The sequence below is a fragment of the Roseivirga sp. genome (genome assembly GCF_965216855.1).
Taxonomy (GTDB): Bacteria; Bacteroidota; Bacteroidia; order Cytophagales; family Cyclobacteriaceae; genus Roseivirga.
In genome coordinates, this window is the sequence record NZ_OZ244204.1 from 2,760,590 (window position 1) to 2,780,007 (window position 19,418).

The 19,418-nt window shown below is 42.4% G+C and carries 18 protein-coding genes; 11 read left to right on the top strand and 7 right to left on the bottom strand.

Going from position 1 to position 19,418, the window contains the following annotated elements:
- Positions 1–51 precede the first annotated feature (51 nt).
- Positions 52–2,427: an ABC transporter permease gene (locus ACOOEY_RS12200; RefSeq protein ID WP_420384995.1), complete on the bottom strand. Its 2,376-nt coding sequence runs from the start codon at positions 2,425–2,427 to the stop codon at positions 52–54.
- A 170-nt stretch (positions 2,428–2,597) separates the two neighbouring features.
- Here ACOOEY_RS12200 and ACOOEY_RS12205 point away from each other — a divergent pair, with 170 nt between their 5' ends.
- Together ACOOEY_RS12205 and ACOOEY_RS12210 are read left to right on the top strand one after the other, a co-directional pair.
- Complete coding sequence (locus ACOOEY_RS12205) at positions 2,598–3,956, top strand: sigma-54-dependent transcriptional regulator (RefSeq protein ID WP_420384996.1); 1,359 nt, start codon at positions 2,598–2,600, stop codon at positions 3,954–3,956.
- A complete protein-coding gene (locus ACOOEY_RS12210) occupies positions 3,946–5,310 on the top strand; it encodes a sensor histidine kinase (RefSeq protein WP_420384997.1) in 1,365 nt (454 codons plus the stop codon). The genes ACOOEY_RS12205 and ACOOEY_RS12210 overlap by 11 nt, the downstream gene beginning before the upstream one ends.
- A gap of 14 nt (positions 5,311–5,324) precedes the next feature.
- Here the strand turns inward: ACOOEY_RS12210 and ACOOEY_RS12215 are convergent, their stop codons facing one another.
- The gene (locus ACOOEY_RS12215) at positions 5,325–5,765 is read right to left on the bottom strand and encodes a hypothetical protein (RefSeq protein WP_420384998.1); all 441 of its coding nucleotides are present in this window, start codon (positions 5,763–5,765) and stop codon (positions 5,325–5,327) included.
- A gap of 133 nt (positions 5,766–5,898) precedes the next feature.
- A complete protein-coding gene (locus tag ACOOEY_RS12220) occupies positions 5,899–7,248 on the bottom strand; it encodes a PhoH family protein (protein WP_420384999.1) in 1,350 nt (449 codons plus the stop codon).
- 197 nt (positions 7,249–7,445) lie between these two features.
- Between ACOOEY_RS12220 and ACOOEY_RS12225 the strand changes: the two genes are divergently transcribed.
- On the top strand, positions 7,446–8,072 hold the full coding sequence (locus ACOOEY_RS12225) for an ABC transporter ATP-binding protein (protein WP_420385000.1): 627 nt from the start codon (positions 7,446–7,448) through the stop codon (positions 8,070–8,072).
- Positions 8,069–9,160 (top strand): hypothetical protein, encoded by a 1,092-nt coding sequence (locus tag ACOOEY_RS12230; protein ID WP_420385001.1) that lies wholly within the window; start codon positions 8,069–8,071, stop codon positions 9,158–9,160. The genes ACOOEY_RS12225 and ACOOEY_RS12230 overlap by 4 nt, the downstream gene beginning before the upstream one ends.
- 29 nt (positions 9,161–9,189) lie before the next feature.
- Here ACOOEY_RS12230 and ACOOEY_RS12235 read toward each other — a convergent pair whose 3' ends face one another.
- Positions 9,190–10,965: a sodium:solute symporter family protein gene (locus ACOOEY_RS12235; protein WP_420385002.1), complete on the bottom strand. Its 1,776-nt coding sequence runs from the start codon at positions 10,963–10,965 to the stop codon at positions 9,190–9,192.
- 83 nt (positions 10,966–11,048) lie between these two features.
- Between ACOOEY_RS12235 and ACOOEY_RS12240 the strand changes: the two genes are divergently transcribed.
- From ACOOEY_RS12240 to ACOOEY_RS12260, 5 genes are all read left to right on the top strand, one after another.
- Positions 11,049–11,942, top strand: coding sequence for a nucleotidyltransferase family protein (locus ACOOEY_RS12240; protein WP_420385003.1), 894 nt, complete (start codon positions 11,049–11,051; stop codon positions 11,940–11,942).
- Entirely contained in the window at positions 11,942–12,949 is a 1,008-nt protein-coding gene (locus ACOOEY_RS12245) for a phosphotransferase enzyme family protein (protein WP_420385004.1), read from the top strand. Before ACOOEY_RS12240 ends, ACOOEY_RS12245 begins: the two co-directional genes overlap by 1 nt.
- A 100-nt stretch (positions 12,950–13,049) precedes the next feature.
- Complete coding sequence (locus ACOOEY_RS12250) at positions 13,050–13,622, top strand: YceI family protein (protein ID WP_420385005.1); 573 nt, start codon at positions 13,050–13,052, stop codon at positions 13,620–13,622.
- Between the two features lie 92 nt (positions 13,623–13,714).
- Entirely contained in the window at positions 13,715–14,221 is a 507-nt protein-coding gene (locus ACOOEY_RS12255) for a cupin domain-containing protein (RefSeq protein ID WP_420385006.1), read from the top strand.
- A gap of 36 nt (positions 14,222–14,257) precedes the next feature.
- A complete protein-coding gene (locus ACOOEY_RS12260; RefSeq protein ID WP_068217669.1) occupies positions 14,258–14,575 on the top strand; it encodes a heavy metal-binding domain-containing protein in 318 nt (105 codons plus the stop codon).
- 86 nt (positions 14,576–14,661) lie between these two features.
- Here ACOOEY_RS12260 and ACOOEY_RS12265 read toward each other — a convergent pair whose 3' ends face one another.
- Genes ACOOEY_RS12265 through ACOOEY_RS12275 form a run of 3 tightly spaced genes read right to left on the bottom strand, consistent with a single transcriptional unit; the run spans position 14,662 to position 17,958 of the window.
- The gene (locus ACOOEY_RS12265) at positions 14,662–15,306 is read right to left on the bottom strand and encodes a helix-turn-helix domain-containing protein (protein ID WP_420385007.1); all 645 of its coding nucleotides are present in this window, start codon (positions 15,304–15,306) and stop codon (positions 14,662–14,664) included.
- Between the two features lie 32 nt (positions 15,307–15,338).
- Positions 15,339–16,859 carry a magnesium chelatase gene (locus ACOOEY_RS12270; RefSeq protein WP_420385008.1) on the bottom strand — a complete coding sequence of 507 codons (1,521 nt, stop codon included), beginning with the start codon at positions 16,857–16,859 and terminating at the stop codon, positions 15,339–15,341.
- Between the two features lies 1 nt (position 16,860).
- A complete protein-coding gene (locus tag ACOOEY_RS12275; protein WP_420385009.1) occupies positions 16,861–17,958 on the bottom strand; it encodes a vWA domain-containing protein in 1,098 nt (365 codons plus the stop codon).
- Positions 17,959–18,114: 156 nt separating this feature from the next.
- Between ACOOEY_RS12275 and ACOOEY_RS12280 the strand changes: the two genes are divergently transcribed.
- Together ACOOEY_RS12280 and ACOOEY_RS12285 are read left to right on the top strand one after the other, a co-directional pair.
- Positions 18,115–18,678 (top strand): RNA polymerase sigma factor, encoded by a 564-nt coding sequence (locus ACOOEY_RS12280; RefSeq protein ID WP_420385010.1) that lies wholly within the window; start codon positions 18,115–18,117, stop codon positions 18,676–18,678.
- Positions 18,675–19,418, top strand: coding sequence for an energy transducer TonB (locus ACOOEY_RS12285; protein WP_420385011.1), 744 nt, complete (start codon positions 18,675–18,677; stop codon positions 19,416–19,418). Before ACOOEY_RS12280 ends, ACOOEY_RS12285 begins: the two co-directional genes overlap by 4 nt.

Sequence of the window (19,418 nt, forward strand, 5' to 3'; positions counted from 1 at the left end):
TTTTTGTATCAGAGATATTAAGCTCATGGATAGCAGACATCCTTACCTGTATTATTGATCTCTGAGTGTTTCTGCAGGATTAGCCCTGGCGGTTTTAATCGCTTGAATTGAAATTGAAGCTAATGCGATGGTGAGCGTTGCTGCCAAGCTGATAAATAGTAATTCCAGGCCGAAGCTGGTTCTATACGCAAAGGAATTAAGCCAATCCTGAGCATAATAATATGCCAAAGGAGTAGCAATAATGCTGGCGACTACAATGATTAGGATAAACTCTTTCGAAACCAGCCCAACAATATCTTTCATTTGAGCTCCCAGTACTTTTCTTATGCTTATTTCCTTAATTCTGGATTGAAGAATGAATGTGGCCAAACCGAACAAGCCAATACAGGCGACAAGGATGGTGAGGGCCGAGAAGGTCAGGTAAGTTTTAGCCTTTTGATTTTCCTGAGCATAAATAAGTTCGAAATAGTCATTGAGGAAAATAGCACTATAAGGTCTGTTTTTTTCAATAGACTCATATGTAGCCTGAATTTGCTCCAATGTGGCTTCATAGTTTTCGCTCTCAAGCTTAACCATAAGGTATTGGGGTCCCCAATTGAACTGAGGAGAGAGGAAAAAGGCGAAAGGTTTAACCTCCTCATAAAGGCTTAACATGTGAAAATCTTCTACAACTCCCACGATAGTAAATGTATGCCCTTCTCCTTCTTCCCATTCCCCAATATGAATTTGTTTGCCAATCGGTTCTTCCCAGTTATATTTCTGAATAAAGGTCTGATTCACAATTACCTTCGAAGTTTCATTACCAAAATCAGGATCGAAATTTCTTCCTTCCAGAAGGTCTATTTCCATCAAGTCCAGGTAATCGAAATCTATGGTGGCCATGCTCACAATATCTCGGTGTTTCTCACCAGATTCATCTGTAATCTCAAAAGTAGCTCCTGAATCACCAGTCGCTGGTTGCAGATTCACTGCTGAAGCTGAAAGTACTGCGGGGATTTTTAGCAAGGCTGATTTCATCACTTGAGAAGTATCAGGTTCAGCCAACCTTAAGGAAAGCACCTGATCTGAGTCATAACCTAAGTCTTTGGTGTGTAGAAAGTTGATCTGCTTGTAAACCACCAGAGTTAGGATCATGAGTCCAATGGATACAATAAACTGGAAGGAAACCAGAATTCTCCGGAGGGTTGTATTTGTTTTACTGCCAATGGCGGCATTTTGCAAAATTCGATTTGCCCTGATCCGCGATAGATAAACGGCTGGATAAAGTCCTGAAATCAGGCCAAGTATCACCCCAAAGGCCGCGAGAAGAAGCAGTAGTTCAGGATTTTGTAAAAAGCCAATTTCAATGGTTTTACCCGAGAGGTCGTTAAACATCTGGGTGAAGATTTCTGCCAAAAACCCACCAATAACGACAGATATTAGGCTAAGTAGAGTGGATTCCAGTAGAAACTGACCAATAAGGTTTGTGCGGTCTGCTCCCATCACTTTTCTCATGCCAATTTCTTTGACCCTTTTAAGTGATTTGGCTGTGGTTAAATTAATGTAGTTGATAGTAGCTATTAGAATCATGAAGACGGCAATGGTAATGTATGACCGGATGGCCTGCCAACTTCCTCCTCCGGCTTGACTAGGATCATCTGAAAGCCAGATGTCAGTAACAGGAATCAGCTTTAATTGTACCTCTGAATCTTCGGGTAGAATAGGTAGAATATTGTCTCTAACCAGTTGCGGGAATCTGGACTGAAAAGCTTCCAGATCAGTACCTTCTCTTACTTTTATATATACCAAATGGCCAACCCTGTTCCATGAAAATTCAGTCATGGCCTTATTGGAAAGAAAAGCCTTCTTCTGAACCATATGCATATTTTTTCGCATGTCTTCATACACACCGGTAATCATCAGGTCGCTGTTATTAACCCTGATTGTTTTACCTACAGCTCCATTGATTTCGCCAAACAATTGACTAGCCAGGCTCTCGCTAATCACGATGTTATCCGGATTACTTAGGGCATCGGCTCTATTACCAGAAAGGAAGTTCAATTCGAAAATTTCCAGAAAGCCATTATCGGCATAGTAGAATGAGTTCTCAATGAATTTGTTGTCTCCCATTTCCACCACGGCAGAACCGACCCTGTGGCCGTTTCCACTAACTTCTACTTCTGGAAAACCAGCTTTCAGTGTAGGAGCAAGCAAACCGGAGTTAGTTATGCTGGTTCTTTCTCTGCCATTGATTACGTTTTGCTGGTAAACACGGTAGATTCTGTCTTTTGCTTCATAGAATTGATCGTAAGACAGTTCCTGTTGGATGAGCTTTCCCAAGAGAAGTGTCATGGCAACACCCAAAGACAGACCGAAAATATTGATAAAGCTGAACCCTTTGCTTTTCACCAAAGCCCTAATGGCAGTTTTGAGATAACTTTTAAACATAGCTGATTGATTTTGACCAATCTTCCCGAAACAAGTGCCAGACCAGTTGGTTTAAGTGTCTGGAAAACAGGAAGATAAAATTTGAACAAAAAAATAGATATCTTCAAACTGTTCCGATGTGAAACACTGATGTGTTCAGAATCAGAGAACCAGGTCAAACAACTCAATTTTTGAAAGAACAGGCAAATATTCTTGTAGTAGACGATGATGAGGATGTTCTCATCACAGCAGAAGTGGTTTTAAAGCAAAGATTTAAAACGGTCGATACTACTTCAGACCCTAATCAAATCCCTGATATCATTACTAAAAAGGAGTATCAGATTGTCTTGCTGGATATGAATTATTCAGTGGGAGATTCAACGGGTAAAGAGGGACTCAAATGGCTTGATTGGCTTTATCGCCATCAGCCTCAAATTCAGGTAGTCATGATCACGGCTTATGGAGAGATAAATCTTGCGGTTGAAGCCATGAAGCGGGGAGCAGTTGATTTTGTAACCAAGCCCTGGCAATATGCTGAAATTCAGGAAACGGTGATGAAGGCTTTCCAGCTTTCCAGAACAAAAGAGAAAGTGGAGGAGGTAAGGGTTCTCAATGGTCAGAAAGACAAAAATTCAACAGTCAACCTGATTGGGGAGTCACCCAAACTAAAGACAGTACTCAGCATGATTTCCAAAGTGGCTCCTACCGATGCTAATGTGCTGATATTGGGGGAGAATGGTACCGGTAAGGAGCTAGTTGCCCGAGCGATTCACGATCAGTCCCACAGAGCTTCCAATATTTTTGTCACTGTCGATATGGGTGCCCTAACAGAAAGCCTGTTTGAATCGGAGATTTTTGGACATGTCAAAGGAGCATTCACTGACGCAAGATCTGATCGGGAAGGTAAGTTCGAAGCAGCTAATGGTGGGACACTTTTTCTGGATGAAATAGGAAATCTTAGCCCTGCCATGCAATCTAAACTTCTGAGTATCCTGCAAAGGAGGACGGTCATAAGGGTTGGGGAAAATAAAGAAAGGCCTATTGATGTACGAGTCTTGGCGGCTACAAATATGGATTTGGAGTCAATGGTTAAAGAAGGCTCCTTCAGAGAAGACCTGCTATATCGACTGAACACTATTGAGATTCAACTTCCTCCGTTACGTGAAAGGATAGGAGACATTGAACTACTATCATCTTATTTCTTAAAAAAGCATAGACGTAAGTATGATAAAAAGACCGTTGATCTTTCAGACAGGGCTCTTTCTGCTCTTCGGGAATATCACTGGCCTGGAAATATCAGAGAGTTGGAACACACCCTGGAGCGGGCCGTCATCATGGCTTCCGGGAATCAGATTGAGGCTGATGACTTACTCCTTAAACCAAGAAAGAAAAGTCAGTTTGAATCAGACACCACTAATCTGGAAGAGATAGAGAAGCGAACTATTGAGGAGGTAATCAGACGCTTCGATGGCAATATGAGTCAGGTGGCGAAGGAGCTGGGCATTGGTAGAACAACACTCTACAGAAAAATAGAGAAATATGGACTTTAAGCACTTTCGTGTTCAATTGGTCCTGAGGACTTTAGGAATACTCATCGCTACTCTGGCCCTGGCCTGGTCTATTTATGAGACCGAGTTTCTAATGACTCCTATTGTTTTTGGCCTGCTTATGCTCATTCAGGTTTTTCTACTGATTAGTTATGTAGAGAAGGGAAACAAGCAGGTGAATCATTTTTTACATTCCTTCTTTGACAAGGATTACACCAGGAAATTTACTCCACAGTTTTCAGGTAAAGTATTCCAACAAGTAGCTGATAGTTTAAATCAGATCATGGAAGACTATGCCCAACTGAATCTGGAGAAGGAAGAGTATTATCAATATGTAAGGCAGGTTAATGAACATGTAGAGGTGGCGTTGATTAGTTTCAAATCAGATGGCAGGATTGACCTGATGAATAAATCTGCACAGCACCTCTTAAGGTCTCCACTGCTTTATAATATCGATGCGATTCGAAATTATGACCAGGGTCTGTTGCAGGTAATAAAAGGTCTTAAAACCGGAGAAAGGCAACTTTATAAGACCCGTTTAGGGGGTGATGAAATGAATCTTGCTCTGGTTGCCAAGAAATTCAAGCTGTCGGAAAAGGAATACACACTGGTGGCTTTACAGGATATCAGGCAGGAGCTTCAGCAAAACGAAATAGACGCCTGGCAGAAACTGATCAGGGTGTTGACCCATGAAATTATGAACTCAATGACGCCTGTGCTTTCCCTTACCACTGCCATTAAACAAATGGTAGATGATGAAGGGGGTCCAAAGGCAGTTGAATCCATAGTTCAGGAAGAAGTCAATGATATTCACCGGAGCATTTCGGCTATTGAAAAGCGTGGAGAAGGCCTGCTCAACTTTGTCAATGCTTATAGAAACTATACACGCTTACCTGAACTTAAATTGGAGGAGGTAAGCCTCTCTGAAATAGTGGAGCAGGCAGTAACTCTGGTAAACAAAGAATTTAGTACATCAGGAGTGAATCTGAAGTTTGAGTCATCTGTTTTGGCAGGCGATAGGGCCATCATGGTTGATAGTAAGTTAATCAGTCAGGTCTTGCTCAATCTGTTGAAGAATGCCAGAGAAGCAGTTTCAGGTATCGAAAATCCTTTGGTTTCAATTCGACTTTCGTGTGAAACAGCCGGCCTTGTGGTAACTGTTTCTGATAATGGCCATGGTGTACCAGAGCATCTCAGAGACGATATCTTTGTGCCATTCTTTACTACCAAGGAACAAGGGACTGGTATTGGACTAAGCCTTTCCAGACAAATTATCAAAGCCCATGGAGGGGATTTGAAGTTGTTGGAGAGTGAGGAGGGGAGTAGGTTTGAGGTGAGGATGGCTTTCAATGCATAAATTTCTGATGGATATTATTTAATCCCTAATTCTGCTCTGAAGCTTGTTTTCAGTTTCACTTTTATTTCGGGAATTACCTTTTCAAAATCTTCGTTGTACTTCTCCCAATTTCTAACTCTATCTTCTTTCGAAATTACGGTTGCGCTTCTATCGATATCTTCCATTTCGATAACGCTGTTTATAAAAATCATTTGGATATCTTCAATTAATCCGCAAACATCACTGTCGAATAGAATTTCATTCTCTTTAAAATAGTCATAGAATTCAGAATTCGATTCTCTAAATTTTACTTCTAATTCAGCAAGCTTATTTTTAGAAGGACGGTGTGGATTGATATATACCTTTAGATTGTGTTCTGCTTGAATGAGCTTTTTATATAAGTCACGCATCGCCATGGTTCTAATGGAGTACGCTTGTGAAAACCTAACATTGTTTTCATTAACTATGCTATCCAAATCGGCCTTCAATTTGATATTCTCACTCTGAAATTTCTGTATGACTGCTTGCTTCCATATGAAGGAAATAAGTACAACAATTGTCGCGGGTAAAGTACTTAATCCAATGACATTTAAAGTATCCATGAATCCCCTACAACAACTCATTGGCCAGATTCGCCAGCTCAGATCTTTCCCCTTTTTCAAGGGTGATATGCGCGTAGAGTGGATGATCCTGCACCCTGTCAATCAGGTATGAAAGTCCGTTGGACTGAGAATCCAGATATGGCGTGTCAATCTGGTGGATATCTCCAGTAAAGACAATCTTGGTATTCTCTCCGGCTCTGGTAATAATGGTTTTGATCTCGTGAGGCGTCAGGTTTTGGGCTTCATCTACTATAAAGAAGATGTTTGATAAACTTCTACCACGGATATAGGCCAAAGGAGTGATCAGTAGCTTTTCTTTATTCACCATTTCGGTAATCGCCTTGAACTCCTTGTCGGTTTCTTTGTATTGATTTTGAATAAACTTCAGGTTGTCCCAGAGCGGCTCCATATAAGGGTTCAGCTTGGATTTAATATCACCCGGAAGGTATCCGATGTCCTTATTGCTTAAAGGCACAATAGGTCGGGCCAGATAGATCTGCTTAAACTCTCTTCTTTGTTCCAGCGCTCCAGCCAGGGTGAGTAAGGTTTTTCCGGTTCCCGCTACACCCTGAATAGTCACCAATTTCACCTCAGGATTCATGATGGCATGAATGGCAAAGGTCTGCTCCGCATTTTTGGGCTTGATACCAGAGACTGGTCGCTTATCTACCTTTTCTATGGTTTGCTCCATAGCGTTGTAGTAAGACAGTACAGAGTTTTTATCGCTCTTGAGAATGAAGTATTGATTCGGCTGAGGTTTCTTTCTCTTCAATACCTCTTTCGGATTCAGGGTACCATCTTCATAGAGGTGATTGATCAATTCAGAGTCGACTTTCTCAATTTCAATCTTGCCCTTTCTTAGTGAGTCGACATTCTTGATTTTTCCTGTTTCATAATCTTCTGCCGGCAGACCAATTGATTTGGCCTTCATGCGAAGGTTAATGTCTTTAGAAACCAGAATGACTTTTCTATCCGGATTCTCTTCCTTCAGCCTTAGAGCGGCATTCAGAATTCTATGGTCGTTCTTTTTTTCTCCGAAAACCACATTGGCATCGAGTTTACTTTCACCACTGCCGGCTTCCATCACCACTTTAAAGCTTCCTCTGGTTTTTCCGTTGAGAGGAATCCAGTCTTGCAGCGATTTGTCCTTTGCCAGTTTGTCCAGCAAGCGGGTAAATTCTCTTGCCTCAAAGTTCTTGGTATCATTTCCTTTTTTGAAGGTATCTAATTCCTCAAGAACTGTGATGGGGAGCCCGATGTCGTGCTCCTCAAAATTCATGACGGCAATATGTTCGTAAAGGATAACTGAAGTGTCTAGTACAAAAATCTTCCGGTCGGTCTTCTTCGCTCTCGGCATACTACAATGTGGGATTCAATAATGAATAGAACGTTGTTTTAAATTAGTAAATATTCGGTGCAAACAAGTGTGATGATAAAGGTTAATACAGAATTAATTTTGGAAGTAGGTCAAACAGTTGGAAATGAGATGATTAGTTTTGAAAGACCCGAAAATTAATTCGAACATGTTCAATTCGCCTGCCGTAAACTGCTTTTATGCTTAGTATTCAAAGCTTCAGGAAAGACTACTCCGGAAAACTTATTCTGACCTGCGATCAGCTTGAATTCCCAGAGGGGATTCATTGGATAAAAGGGGCTAACGGTTCAGGAAAATCAAGCCTGTTTAAGTGTATTGCAGGTTTAAGTCCATTCGAGGGAAAGATTGCCTGCCACGGAATTGATTTGAAGAAGAGCCCTGTAGATTATAAACGGGTGGTCAATTATGCCCAGGCAGAACCTGTATTTCCTGAGTCTTTGCATGGAATCCATGTCTTTGAATATTTCAGTAAGCTGAAAAAGTCTTCGAAAAATCAGTCAAAAGAACTAGAGCTGAAGTTTGGACTTGAACCATTTATCAATGAGCCAATCAAAGCCTATTCCAGCGGAATGACCAAGAAATTGGCTTTGGCAATTGCCTTTCTGGGCAATCCTAAGCTGATTATTTTGGATGAGCCGTTTAACGCACTGGATGTTGCTTCGCGCCAAACCTTGTTCAACCTGATTGAGGAGAGGCTTGAAGAAGGCTGCTCCTTCCTGCTCTCAACCCATCATGATTTTGGTTCTGAGCTGGATTTAAAAACCAGGAACTGGATAGTAAGTAACAAGACGATAAGAGAGGAATGAGGGCAGTTGATCAGGTCTTGTCCAAGGTTTTTGTCAAACGCTTTTACAGTGAAAACACCGGATTCTTTTTGGTGCTACTGGGTGTCTGTTTTGGCTTTCTTAAGGCCCCTCAACATTTTGACTTAAATGCTGCATTGGCTGATAAACCTGTGCTGTATCTGATCCCTTTCAGTCTTTGGGTACTCTATGCTGTCAAAGTGGCCAGGTTCTGTTCAATAGTAAACCGTGAAAGGACTTCGGCCATGCTTGGGTGGATTTCCCTTGCCGGGAGGTCATCAATTTTCCGGTCTGCCTTTAAAGTACAGCTTAACCTGATGTTTCCGGTCTTTGGGTATGGACTTTTCATGGCCTATGTGGCTGTGGAAGAGGGAGCTATAGGTTCTGTCTTGCTGGTAGTATCCTTTCTTTTCTTACTCGTATCGGTTTTAGCCTATTGGCATTTCAATGACTTGCTTCAGCCAAGGGAGTTCGGTCTGGTTGCCAGAAAATCCAGATTCCATTGGAGCCCGAAATACTATTTTCAATTCTATCTGCACTATCTGACCCGGCTTCAGGGATTGAGGCTTATCATGATCAAGCTGTTATCACTGGTTATTCTTTATATAGCTATTCAGGTCTTTTTTGAAGAAGCAATTGATTTGAGGTATCTGACGCTGGGAGCCCTCCTTTCAGCTACTGCCAATAGCTTTTTTGCCTTTGATTATGTGAGGTTTGAAAGAAGTCAATTATTCCTGTTCAGGAATTTACCCTTGAGTTTTATGAGTAGGATATTGGCCTTCTGGCTTACTTTTATTCTACTGTCAATACCCGAATTTGTGATTCTGTTAGGTCAACTTAGTTTACAAATTGGCCCAATCGAATTACTTAGCTTATTACTGGTTATTCCTTGTCTACTCTTGTTTTTTATGGGCCTGGTTTATCAGCCGGGAATGCATCAGGAAAGGTTCACGAAACAAGTGTTCTTTATTTCGGCCAGCCTGTTCTTTGTGGTCCTTGGTCACATAGGCGCATTGGCCATAGCTGTCAGTAGCATGGCCATAGCTGTTTTATTGCTAAAGGCCTGGAAACACAAGTCAGAAGCGGTTTGATTTAACCTTGGGATAAGGGATTGATTAAATCAAAAGCTTAACTTTTTCCAGGTATTTCTAAGCAATGCGGCTGCTCCCAGCGCAATGAATAGCAATATCAATCCATTTACCATTTCACCATAAATGAACATACCCATAGAGAACAGTGTAGCATAAACGATAATAATACCGAGAAATAGCGCCAGCAAATCTACACTGAACCTTCCCACGCCCGGTTCCAGCGAATCACCTTGTTGTTGTGCCTGTCGCTTCAGGCCATTCCAACCACTGCCATAGGGTTTTACAGAGTTGAAAAAGCTTACTAGTGTCTTGTAATCTGTTGGCTTAGTCGCAAGGGTAACCAGTACCCAGGCTAAAGTGGTCACGCCTACACTGAGCAGCAATTGATAATCACTTGGAATAGATGTAAGGCTCTCAGGTCCAAATTTGAACAGTAGGGCCAGGATGAATGAAACGACCATACCGGCAATTTCAGAGTAGGCATTAATTCTCCACCAGAACCAACGAAGAATAAAGATTGAGCCTGTTCCGGCACCGATCGAAAGCAGAATCTGGAAGGCATCATAGGCACTGGTGAGTACCAGGGCAAATAGTCCTGCCAAAATCATAAGGATTACTGTAGAGATTCTTCCCACATTAACCAATTCCTTTTCAGAAGCATCCGGCTTCACAAATCGCTGATAAAAATCGAAAGCCACATAAGATGAGCCCCAGTTCAGGTGGGTTGAAATGGTGGACATATAGGCCGCTATCAATGAAGCAATGACAATACCTAACAGGCCTTTAGGTAAGGTGAGCAACATGGCGGAGTAGCCGAGGTCATGGCCTATTTTACTTTCGCTGATACCCGGGAATGCCTCTTGAATAGAAGCGAGGTCTGGATAAACAACCAGGGAGGCCAGGGCTATTAAAATCCACGGCCAGGGTCTTAGTGCATAGTGTGTAATATTGAAGAGGAAAGTAGCTGAAACAGCATGCTTCTCATTTTTTGAAGACAGCATTCTCTGGGCTATATAACCACCCCCGCCAGGCTCTGCTCCCGGATACCAGACACTCCACCATTGAACGGCAATGGGTATAACCAGAAGTGTAATGAATAACTCTCTGTTACTGAAGCTCGGTACCAGATCTAATTTAGAAGCAATTTCGGGTCGGGCTAGTAGCGCCTCCAACCCGCCAATTTCAGGTAGATTGATAATGTAAATGGCTGCAGCAACTGAACCAACCATGGCTACTAAAAACTGTAGAAAGTCAGTCAGAATTACACCTCTGAGTCCACCAAGGGAGCTATAGGCCACAGTGATAACAGAGGCATAGACAACAGTTTTCCATGGTTCCAGACCGAACATGACTTCACCAATTTTTATGGCTGCCAGCGAGACCGATGCCATAATCATGATATTAAAAAATACGCCTAAATAGATGGCCCTAAAACCTCTTAAAAAAGCAGCTTCCTTCCCGGAATATCTTTTTTCGTAGAACTCCAGATCAGTCAATACACCCGATTTTCTCCAAAGCTTGGCATAGACAAAAACGGTAAGCATACCCGTGATCAGAAAGGCCCACCATGCCCAGTTACCGGCTACCCCATTCTGACGAACAATATCTGTTACCAGGTTGGGTGTATCTGCTGAGAAGGTAGTTGCCACCATAGAGACTCCCAATAGCCACCAGGGCATGTTTCTTCCCGACAGGAAAAATTCTTTTGAAGAGGAACCTGCTTTTCTTGATACTCTTAATCCTATGGCAAGAAAAACAGCAAAAAAGAGCAGAATGATGATCCAATCGAGAGAAGAAATATTCATACTTAATGAAAAGTTAAATTGATTTGTCTGAAGTTTTTGTCCATTTTCGAACCAACAATAATAGAAAAATTTAAGAGGATAATATGGATTTAACACTAGTGGTATTGGCAGCGGGTATGGGTAGCCGCTATGGAGGAAACAAACAATTAGATGGAATTGGCCCAAATGGTGAGATCATTATGGATTATTCCATCCATGATGCCATCAAAGCTGGCTTTACTAAAGTGGTATTCATTATTCGTACCGATATAAAAGAGGCCTTTGAGAACCACTATGCCGAACGATTCAAGGGTAAGATCAAGATGGAATATGCTTTCCAAAATGAGTATACCGAACATACGGCTCCTTATGAAGCGAATCGCAAAAAGCCATGGGGTACTACCCATGCAGTTTTGGCTGCCAAACACTTGATCAACGAGCCTTTTGTAGTAATCAATGCCGATGACTACTATGGACAAGAGTCATTCGCTGAAGTGGTGGAAGCCATGAAAGGGATGAAGGAAAACGAATACCTCATTATGGGGTATCGATTGGAAAACACACTTTCTGATCATGGGACAGTGAACCGAGGTGTTTGTCAGGTAGACGAAAACATGCACCTGGTGGGGATCAAAGAAACACTGGCCATTGGTAAAGAAGACAATGGGGAAATCTCTTATGAAGAGGATGGGGAACGACACATCCTTAGTGCAGACACCTATGTTTCTATGAACTTCTTTGGATTCCCTCCATCAGTATTACCTCATTTCGAAGAGAAATTCATCGACTTTGTGAAGGAGAATCATGAGAATCCAAAGGCAGAATGCTTTATGCCGGTAGAGGTTGGTAACCTCATGAATGAAGGTAAAGCTGTGGTTAAAGTGGTACCTACAACGGCATCATGGTTAGGAGTTACCTATAAAGAAGATAAAGAACACGTAGTGGCCGGAATTAACCAGATGATTGCAGATGGTAAATATCCGGAAGAAGTGAAGTAATGGTCATCGCTTCCGAAACACTCAAATTATTCAAGATAGAAGGAGCAGTCGATTCGATTGCTCCTTTAGGTTTTGGGCATATCAATGATTCTTATTCAGTAGAGATTGGTGGCCATAGCTACCTTTTACAGCGACTGAATACCAGGGTATTTCTGGAGCCACGGGTGGTAGAGTCTAATCTTAGCAGACTCCTTGAACATAGCCCCGAACTTTTCCCCCAACACGTTAAGGGTCCCAATGGTCAGTACCATCAGTCGGATGGAGAAAACACCTGGCGGGTTCAGGAATTTGTGGCAGACAGCTATTCACCTATCGAACTGACGATTGATGAACTTAGAGAAATTGCCAAAGGATATGGGAGGTATACTGCTCAATTCACTTCTGAGAAGACCGACCAGTATCTTGAGGCGATCCAGGGCTTTCATGACCTGCATTTTAGATTAAAGCAATTTGAAGAGGCGGTGAAGACAAACAAGGCCAACCGCATGGATCTGTCGTCATTGGAGATTGAGCAAATCAAGGGTTTCGCCTGGATTGCGAGTGAATTCGATCAGATGGTTCAGAATGGTCTGCCTCAAAGAGTGTGTCATAATGATGCAAAGGCAGGGAATTGCCTGCTGTCTAAAAAAACAGGAGACTTCCTCAAAATAGTCGATCTGGATACTGTGGGACCCGGCTATGTACTGTTTGACCTGGGAGATATACTCCGTTCCATGCTCTTTAATATTCCTGAAAATCATGCTGACCTGAATGATCTGGTCTATGATGCATCGCGAACAGAAACCATTCTTGAGTCTTTTCTTCAGGAATGTGGTGACTTGTTAAGCCAGATGGAAAAGGAGACACTGACTTTCGGTGGATTGTACATGACTTATATTATGGCTGTTCGCTTTCTGACAGATTATCTAAATGGGGATATCTACTACAAGATCAGCTATCCTGAAGAGAATCTTATACGCACCAGAAATCAATTGAAGATTCTTCAGTTGATGCATGCTGCCTTTTAAATCAGGTCATTACTCCTCATCACAGTTTTCCCCCGTAAACAAGCAGTTTTGCATAACTATTTTTTATAATGTATGTACACATAAAGAAACCTAGCTAATCATGAGAAAAGTATTCAGTATAATATTGGGGCTGATGATGATTGCATCATTAAGCCAGATGCAGGCTCAAACCTGGAAGGTTGACCCTGCCCACTCAAGCATTTTATTTAGCGCCAAGCACAATGGAATTTCATTTGTACATGGTCGCTTCGACAAATTCGAGGGTTCTGTTGAAGGAGGAAGCATTGACGATTTTAGTGGTGCAAAAGTATCTTTCACGGCCATGGTAGAAAGTATCAATACCAATGTTACTCCGAGAGATAATCACTTGAAGTCAGCCGATTTCTTCGATATGGAGAACCACCCAACGATCACTTTTGAGAGTACTTCATTTAAGAAGACAGGTGATGGTACCTACGAGGTAAAGGGTAATCTGACTATGAGAGGTAATACCAAGCCGGTTACATTGACGGCAACTCACATCGGCTCAACCAAGACCAGACAAGGAAATGACCTGGCTGGATTTCAGCTGAAAGGAGAAGTAAACCGAAATGACTTTGGTGTCTCCGGTGCCGGAGGTTCAGTAGCACCCACTATTGAAATCATCTGTAATGTGGAAATGGCTGTGCAATAACAGAGATTCTGCTTAAATTCATTATGTAATAGAAGAGGCTCCTGGAAAGCCTCTTTTTTTGTTATTTACAGCTGAAGAAATATCGAACCATAATGAAAAACGCTAATTACTGGATTGAAAAATTAAACCTTCAGGAGCATCCTGAGGGAGGTTTCTTTGCAGAAACATACCGATCTAAAGACCGGCTACATGAGTCTAAATTACCCGACAGATATGAATCGCCAAGGGTTTTTGGTACATCCATTTACTTCCTTTTAACCACTAAAAGTGTATCTAATTTCCACCGGCTGAATTCTGATGAGATATGGCACTTTCATACGGGTGGCGTAGCCAGGGTTCATTTTATAGACAAGAATGGAAATCACAGCACACATCTGGTTGGGGCAGATTTTGATCGACATGAGCGGTTTCAGTTGACAATTCCTAAACACACCTGGTTTGCTGCTGAAGTCGTTGAAGGTGACTTTATCCTTTTGGGTTGCACGGTTGCCCCCGGTTTTGAGTTTGAAGATTTTGAATTGGCCGATCGCACAGCCCTATCTTCCGCTTATCCGCAGCACCTAACCCTGGTTGAACGCTTCACGAATAACAGAGGGTAGCCTGAAGGTAAACTCAAAACAAAATCAAAAACGAACATGCTATTATCAACAACGAATACCATTGATGGTCACACCATCAATACCTATCATGGTGTGGTAACCGGTGAAGCCATTATCGGTGCCAACCTCTTCAAAGATATTTTCGCCAGTATTACCGACTTAGTAGGTGGCCGTTCCGGTACCTACGAAAGAGTACTTCGCGAAGCAAAAGACAATGCATTGAAAGAACTGGAATATAATGCCAGGAATATGGGAGCCAATGCAGTTGTGGGCATTGATTTGGATTATGAAACTATAGGTCATAACGGAAGTATGCTGATGGTAACGGCCAGCGGCACCGCAGTGACTTATTAAGTAAAGCAACTTGGGAATCTAATAGTCTAGTAAGAACAAGTGTTTTCTATCTGTAAAGCCACCTGAAAAGGGTGGCTTTTTGTTAATCATCCTTTCAAGCTGTAAAGATCTCCTTTTGGGTGCGGGGTGATTTCCAATACATTCGCGAGCACCAACCTGATTAAGGTTCTGGATCCTGAGTATCGCGAACAATTGATGAGCTTAACGAATTCTTCAAGCGTAATATGGGGGTGCTCCCCCAGATAGTTCAAAAGGTGTTTCTCCTTTTCCCCATATGTGAATTGAATATCTCTGTTTTTCAGGCGTCTCTGTAGTATTTCGCGCACTTCCCGGCTGGCCTGTACACTTTCATCATTCACCCGTACATAGGCCTTACCCTTTCTGGTATGCTTGTTTTCTCTAACGAAGTGAGTCTTTCTACTGCTCTCTGGAATATGAAAAATGGCAATTCCCTTTTTTTCAGTAAGTGAATGATAGTTGAGTTCATATTCAAGTCGGGGCCTGATAAGCTCATTGATGGCCTGTTCCAGAATAAAGGCTTCTCCTTCAATGTCTCTGGTTCCGGTAAGTTCACCATTGTCGTCAACCCCCAGCAATAATGTACCACCATGAGTATTGGCAAAGGCGACAAGCTCCTTCACTATCTTTTCAGGATAGTTGGCTTTCTTCTTGAATTCCAGCTTTTCGCCTTCGCCAGACTGTACCAGTTTCTGTAACTCCGGTCGGGTCATGCCTAAAGATAATTGGTACTCCGGAAAATAAACTATTCGTCATCGTCTTCATCGAACTCACCGAAGTCCGGCATGGAGAACATGCTGCTCAGGAGATCTTTGAAGCGGGTACCAGTATCGAGAGCCGATTTGCTTAGTTTGCTGTATTCTGCCAGGCCATGAAGTACAAATTCCATCAGGAACAGTTGTTCATGACTGCTGAGTTTTTTATGATGTTTTTTCACGAGGTCAGACAAACCGGGAACAGCCTGCAAAGCCTTTTCATAATCCTCGTTGCTGAGGTCATTGATCAGGTCAAGCGTATAGCCCTCGCCAAACCATTCCGTGATGGCCTGATACGGATTTTCTTTTTGCTCTTTATTCTTATCATCTGGTTTAGGGAAGTAGTCAGAAAACAGGGTTCTTATGGCCTTGCCAACCAGGTTGTGAGCCACAATACCTGCACCTTCCTGCTCTCCTTCATATACCAGCTCTACCTTGCCTGTGATCGCAGGAATAACTCCAATGAAGTCAGAAACACGTATGTAGGTTTGGCTCTCACCATTCATTAAGGCTCTTCGCTCGGCAGAGCTAATGAGGTTTTCATAGGCAGAAATAGTCAAACGAGCAGATACTCCACTTTTTTCATCTACATATTCGCTGTCTCTTGCTTCTATAGCTACCTGTTCAATGAGGTCCTGCGCCAATTCATTGACCACCACAATTTCTTTCTGAGGGGCCTTGATATTGGCCTCTTGTACAGTAATCTGTTTACCGATATCCCTGCTTTTTGGATAGTGAGTAATAATCTGACTGTCTATACGGTCCTTTAATGGAGTAACAATACTTCCTCGATTAGTATAGTCTTCCGGATTGGCGGTAAATACGAATTGAATATCCAGCGGTAACCTCAGCTTAAATCCTCGAATCTGAATGTCGCCTTCCTGAAGGATATTGAATAGGGCAACCTGAATTCTGGCCTGAAGGTCGGGTAATTCGTTGATGACAAAAATACATCGGTGAGATCTGGGTACCAGGCCATAGTGAATCACCCTTTCATCTGAATAAGGGAGCTTCAATGAAGCAGCCTTAATGGGGTCAACATCTCCAATCAAATCAGCAATTGAAACATCGGGAGTAGCCAGCTTTTCCGCATACCTTTCTGATCGGTGCAGCCATGAAATCTCGGTCTGATCGCCATGCTCAGCTACCTGATCAATGCCGTATCGGCTAAGTGGAGCAAGTGGGTCATCATTCAATTCTGAACCTTTGATAATTGGAACATACTCATCGAGCAGGTCCGTCATTTGCCTGGCAATCCGCGTTTTCGCTTGTCCACGCAAGCCTAACAGGTTCATATTGTGCATGGAGAGGATGGCACGTTGAATGTCTGGAATAACCGTGTCTTCATAGCCCCAGATACCCTCGAAAGTGGGCTCTTTCTTCTTGAGTTTTTCGATGAGGTTGTCTCTCAGCTCTTGTTTAACAGATTTGCTTTGGTAACCAGATGCTTTCAGTTCACCAAGGCCTTTTATCTTTAGTAATTGATCTGCGGTCAATTGTTTATATGTCATCTTAGAAGTTTTTTCTGCGATTGCGTTTGTAGTCTTCGAATATCAGGTGGCCCAGTCCCTTCAGGCTGCTGTAATAGGCATTGCCGTTATTGGCTTTGGTAAACTCCTTCACAAACTCTTTCAGATAAGGGTCTGAAGCAATCATAAAGGTGGTTACCGGAATATGCAGTCTTCGGCACTGGGTTGCCAGGTTTAAAGTTTTATTGAGGATTTTTGGGTCTAATCCGAAAGCATTTTTATAATACTTGATACCCACTTTCATACAGGTAGGCTTTCCATCTGTAATCATGAATATCTGTTTGTTGGTATTTTTTCTTCTTCTTAGAATATCCATGGCCAGTTCCAGACCGGCAATGGTATTGGTATGGTAAGGACCTACCTGTAAATAGGGAAGGTCTTTGATTTCTATTTGCCAGGCATCGTTTCCAAATACAATCACATCCAGGGTGTCTTTAGGGTATTTGGTCGTGATTAACTCCGCCAGGGCCATGGCCGTTTTTTTGGCCGGGGTAATCCTGTCTTCTCCATAAAGAATCATGGAGTGAGAAATATCGATCATGAGGACAGTGGAAGTCTGGGTTTTGTATTCTGTTTCCAGTACTTCCAGGTCATTCTCGGTCATCATGAAATCACCAAAACCATGATTGATCTGGGCATTTCTAATGGAATCGGTCATGGCAATTTGTTGCAACGAGTCGCCAAATTCAAAGGGTCGTCTGTCTGTTCCCAATTCATCTCCCGTTCCGGAATGGTTGGTTTTATGTTGTCCTTTACCCGACTTTTTCAGCTTCCCGAATATTTCTTCCAATGCCGATTTTCTGATTTCCTGACCGGTTTTTCCGGTTACTTCAAAGCTTCCATCGGGATTCTCTTCTGAGATATAACCCTTTTCTTTCAGGTCATCGATAAAGTTACCAATGCCATATTGACCATCGGTTAGATTGTACTGTTTATCCAGATTGGTAAGCCAGGCAAGAGCCTCTGCCACATCACCTCCGGTGATACTCACCAGCTGGAGAAACATGTCCAGCAGGTTATCGAAGGCTGATTCTCCCTGAGCTTTCTGGGGAATGTATTTTGAAAAGCGGTATCCTTTCATAAGCAACTACACAACGCAGCTCTCGCAAATTTGGTTTAACTTACTTCATACTTCATTAGACATAAAGTATGTTGTTAAAATTTCCCGGACCTTGTTCCTTTTAAATGCCTATTCGTTATTAAACCGAACATTTTGACAATTTCTCTGATCAAAACTTTGGACAACACGAAATATTCTGACCTCACAGAAATTGAGCTTATCGAGAAATCTAAGCAGGATAAGAGCTATTTCAAACCATTGTATGAAAAATACTATGAGCAGGTCTTTCGCCTGGTATTTAACCGGGTGCAGGATATGGAGTTGACTGCCGAAATCACATCAGAAGCATTTAGTAAAACACTGGCCAACATAGATAAATTTGTGTACAAGGGCTATCCGTTTTCTGCCTGGCTTACCAGGGTCGCTATTAATTGTTGCTATGATCACTTCCGGGCGCTGAAAAGAAACAGAACAGTCAGCCTCGAGAAATATACCAGCCACGACATCGCCTTTGAAGTGGAACTGGAAGATAATGACAAAGAGCTTTGGCTGGCGATGTTGCCGGAGATTCTTGAAGAGCTTAAGCCAAAGGAATTAGAGCTTATTGAAATGAGGTTTTTTGAGGGCAAGAGTTTTGCCGAGATCGCCTACATTTTAGATATCACCGAGGGTAATGCGAAAACGAGAACCTATCGGGTGTTGAAGCGAATGAAGAAGCATTTTAAAAAGGGTACAAGATGAAGTATAATTTTGTGAGAAAGGGAAAGGTACCTGATCCGGGGCAGATCAAAAGCACCATGAATTTTGGCAAGGTGGCAGCAAACAGCAAGGCTTTTGTTGGCGCCAAGATTACCTCCTCGGTCTTAAAAGGAGTAACTGCAGTGAAGACTGCAGTAGTCAGCACCGTTTCGGTTGCTGTTGTGGCCACTTCAACTTATGTGGCTTATCCGGAGCTGTTTACTCAACAGGAATCCTCCATTCAGGAACCTAAAGTTGAGATGGAAGCTCCGATAACTATCGATAGCCTCTATAAAGAGGAAGTCATGAATCCTGATACAGCTCAATTGAATAGTGTTGCCAGTCAACCACCAGTAGAGCAGCCAGTCAAAAAGGATTCCGTGGTTAAAACAACTGCACCCGTAGAAGAGGAGGAAGAACCACTATTGTTACTATCAGCCGATGTGATAGTAGGGGCATATCCTTTGCCAGATAAGAATAGATTTTTAGCACATATAAATGACAAGGTCAGCTATCCTGTACAGCACCTGGGAGATTCTATACAAGGTTATGTTAAGGTAAGGTTCAAAGTCAACAAGAAGGGACAAACTGAAGATTTTAAAATCAGCAAGTCTTTAGGTGAAGCTTTTGATAACGAGGCGATTCGGGTGATCAGGGCTTACAAGCAGTGGCAACCAGCCACTTACAATGGAGAGGCAGTAGACAGTTACCTACACTTCACAGTAAGATTTCAGATTAAGTAA

What these genes read in the sequence shown, in the direction of transcription:
- ACOOEY_RS12200 (WP_420384995.1), bottom strand. Translation starts at nt 2,427, where the DNA reads ATGTTTAAAAGTTATCTCAAAACTGCCATTAGGGCTTTGGTGAAAAGC.
- ACOOEY_RS12210 (WP_420384997.1), top strand. Translation starts at nt 3,946, where the DNA reads ATGGACTTTAAGCACTTTCGTGTTCAATTGGTCCTGAGGACTTTAGGA.
- ACOOEY_RS12220 (WP_420384999.1), bottom strand. Translation starts at nt 7,248, where the DNA reads ATGCCGAGAGCGAAGAAGACCGACCGGAAGATTTTTGTACTAGACACT.
- ACOOEY_RS12225 (WP_420385000.1), top strand. Translation starts at nt 7,446, where the DNA reads ATGCTTAGTATTCAAAGCTTCAGGAAAGACTACTCCGGAAAACTTATT.
- ACOOEY_RS12230 (WP_420385001.1), top strand. Translation starts at nt 8,069, where the DNA reads ATGAGGGCAGTTGATCAGGTCTTGTCCAAGGTTTTTGTCAAACGCTTT.
- ACOOEY_RS12235 (WP_420385002.1), bottom strand. Translation starts at nt 10,965, where the DNA reads ATGAATATTTCTTCTCTCGATTGGATCATCATTCTGCTCTTTTTTGCT.
- ACOOEY_RS12240 (WP_420385003.1), top strand. Translation starts at nt 11,049, where the DNA reads ATGGATTTAACACTAGTGGTATTGGCAGCGGGTATGGGTAGCCGCTAT.
- ACOOEY_RS12245 (WP_420385004.1), top strand. Translation starts at nt 11,942, where the DNA reads ATGGTCATCGCTTCCGAAACACTCAAATTATTCAAGATAGAAGGAGCA.
- ACOOEY_RS12250 (WP_420385005.1), top strand. Translation starts at nt 13,050, where the DNA reads ATGAGAAAAGTATTCAGTATAATATTGGGGCTGATGATGATTGCATCA.
- ACOOEY_RS12255 (WP_420385006.1), top strand. Translation starts at nt 13,715, where the DNA reads ATGAAAAACGCTAATTACTGGATTGAAAAATTAAACCTTCAGGAGCAT.
- ACOOEY_RS12260 (WP_068217669.1), top strand. Translation starts at nt 14,258, where the DNA reads ATGCTATTATCAACAACGAATACCATTGATGGTCACACCATCAATACC.
- ACOOEY_RS12265 (WP_420385007.1), bottom strand. Translation starts at nt 15,306, where the DNA reads ATGACCCGACCGGAGTTACAGAAACTGGTACAGTCTGGCGAAGGCGAA.
- ACOOEY_RS12270 (WP_420385008.1), bottom strand. Translation starts at nt 16,859, where the DNA reads ATGACATATAAACAATTGACCGCAGATCAATTACTAAAGATAAAAGGC.
- ACOOEY_RS12275 (WP_420385009.1), bottom strand. Translation starts at nt 17,958, where the DNA reads ATGAAAGGATACCGCTTTTCAAAATACATTCCCCAGAAAGCTCAGGGA.
- ACOOEY_RS12285 (WP_420385011.1), top strand. Translation starts at nt 18,675, where the DNA reads ATGAAGTATAATTTTGTGAGAAAGGGAAAGGTACCTGATCCGGGGCAG.